The 1,448-nt window shown below is 50.3% G+C and carries 3 protein-coding genes and 1 pseudogene; 2 read left to right on the forward strand and 2 right to left on the reverse strand.

All coding sequences use genetic code 11. The features are described from left to right. Nucleotides 1-317: pseudogene (locus tag ACI2JR_RS28240) on the forward strand (MFS transporter); the annotation flags it as partial. A gap of 8 nt (nucleotides 318-325) precedes the next feature. Beyond that, nucleotides 326-1,078: a MobC family replication-relaxation protein gene (gene mobC / locus ACI2JR_RS28245; RefSeq protein WP_462480104.1), complete on the forward strand. Its 753-nt coding sequence runs from the start codon at nucleotides 326-328 to the stop codon at nucleotides 1,076-1,078. Here mobC and ACI2JR_RS28250 read toward each other — a convergent pair. Then, nucleotides 1,075-1,389 carry a CcdB family protein gene (locus tag ACI2JR_RS28250; RefSeq protein ID WP_462480105.1) on the reverse strand — a complete coding sequence of 105 codons (315 nt, stop codon included), beginning with the start codon at nucleotides 1,387-1,389 and terminating at the stop codon, nucleotides 1,075-1,077. The genes mobC and ACI2JR_RS28250 overlap by 4 nt on opposite strands. A 2-nt stretch (nucleotides 1,390-1,391) precedes the next feature. Continuing rightward, nucleotides 1,392-1,448 (reverse strand): type II toxin-antitoxin system CcdA family antitoxin (locus ACI2JR_RS28255; RefSeq protein WP_462480106.1); only part of this gene is annotated, 57 nt, incomplete at its 5' end.

Genomic DNA, 1,448 nt, shown 5'->3' on the forward strand with positions numbered 1-1,448 from the left:
GGGTGGCGAGAATGACCGGCTCTATTCTGGTTGACGATGAGATGAGGAAAGTGAAAACGGATATCGCCCTGACGGAGAAAATGGAAACTGACCGTATGATCCGCCAGGCTGAACGCTATTATATCGACAGCAATATGCTCCTCAATCTGCCGAAGTTTGTCGGTTTTGTTTTTACCCAGAATGATCTGGCGAAAGCGACAAAACTTTTTCATATACCAGCGAAAAAGCAATATATCGACCTGCTTTCATTTGAGCATAAAAACCCGCTGTATACCGAAAAAGATAAGCAGGTTCACAAACCGTCCATTAACCTGTGAGGCTACCCGTGCTTATTCATAACGTTGCTGCAAGAAATGAAGCCGCAAACCGGAGAATGGAGGCACTGCTGAATTTTCTTAAGGAAGAAACTTTCTCTGACTTTTCGACCTTAAAAAAAGTCGTCGGCTATAAAGGAAAACATAACCATGCCATGTATAACCTGCTGAATAAAGTGGTTGCGCAGGGCTTGTTGAGTAAACATGAATATCCGGTACTGACCGGGAAAAAATCATTGTGGGGAATAACCATGCCGGGGCTGGCAAGGGTGGTTAACGCGGATGACCCTGTTTTTCCCGCTTATTTTGAGCCGGGAAAGCTCAAATACTGGACGCTGGAGCATCGCCTGTTAAACCAGCGTGTGAGGCTCGCCCTTGAGGAAAAAGGCGGTACAGGCTGGCTTAACGGCGACCGGGGGGCGTTTATGGCGCGGTATCCGGGTGTCCGGCACCGACCGGACGGCATTATTACCTTAAGCAGCGGTGCCATCGTTGCGGTGGAAACCGAGCGCTCGCTGAAAACCCGTGCACGCTACATCAATATTATTAACAGTCATCTGGCGGCCAGCGATGCCGGACGCTGGCACTATGCCATGTATGTCATGCCGGACGATAAAACTCTCGTGTCGCTTGGCAGACTGTTTGACAGCATCAGGACAGTGATGAGGAACAGTTTTCCGGTTCCGTTTGATGCGAAAAACCGCGAGATGTTTCTGTTCCGTACGATAACCGAACTGGAGCAGGCTCCCGGCAGTCACGACTAAATGCCGTCAATGAGGAAATCTATGGCGGCCTTTACCTGAGAGCGATACTGAGCAGCATCGCAGAACACCGCCCCCAGAGCCCGGACAGGGACACTCGCCAGCTCGTGAGTCATGACCGCGTATTCCTGGCCATCCGTCAGTCTGACCACGGGGACAAGGCGATCCGGGCGGCGGCCTGCCGGATATTTTTCAACAGGCAGCAACGGGATCACTATCCGGCGGTTCAGTTGTCCAATAATATCGCTCGTGACATCGAGCAGCAGAGGATAAACGGTGCTTTTACCGGTATTACTGTATACGGTGAACTGCATGGTTAAAATGTCCGGTATTCATCACTGAAACAGCCATGTTCATCATGAAAACGGTTTAA

It is taken from the genome of Klebsiella sp. NPDC088457 (assembly GCF_044900465.1).
Lineage (GTDB): Bacteria > Pseudomonadota > Gammaproteobacteria > Enterobacterales > Enterobacteriaceae > Klebsiella.

What these genes read in the sequence shown, in the direction of transcription:
- ACI2JR_RS28250 (WP_462480105.1), bottom strand. Translation starts at nt 1,389, where the DNA reads ATGCAGTTCACCGTATACAGTAATACCGGTAAAAGCACCGTTTATCCT.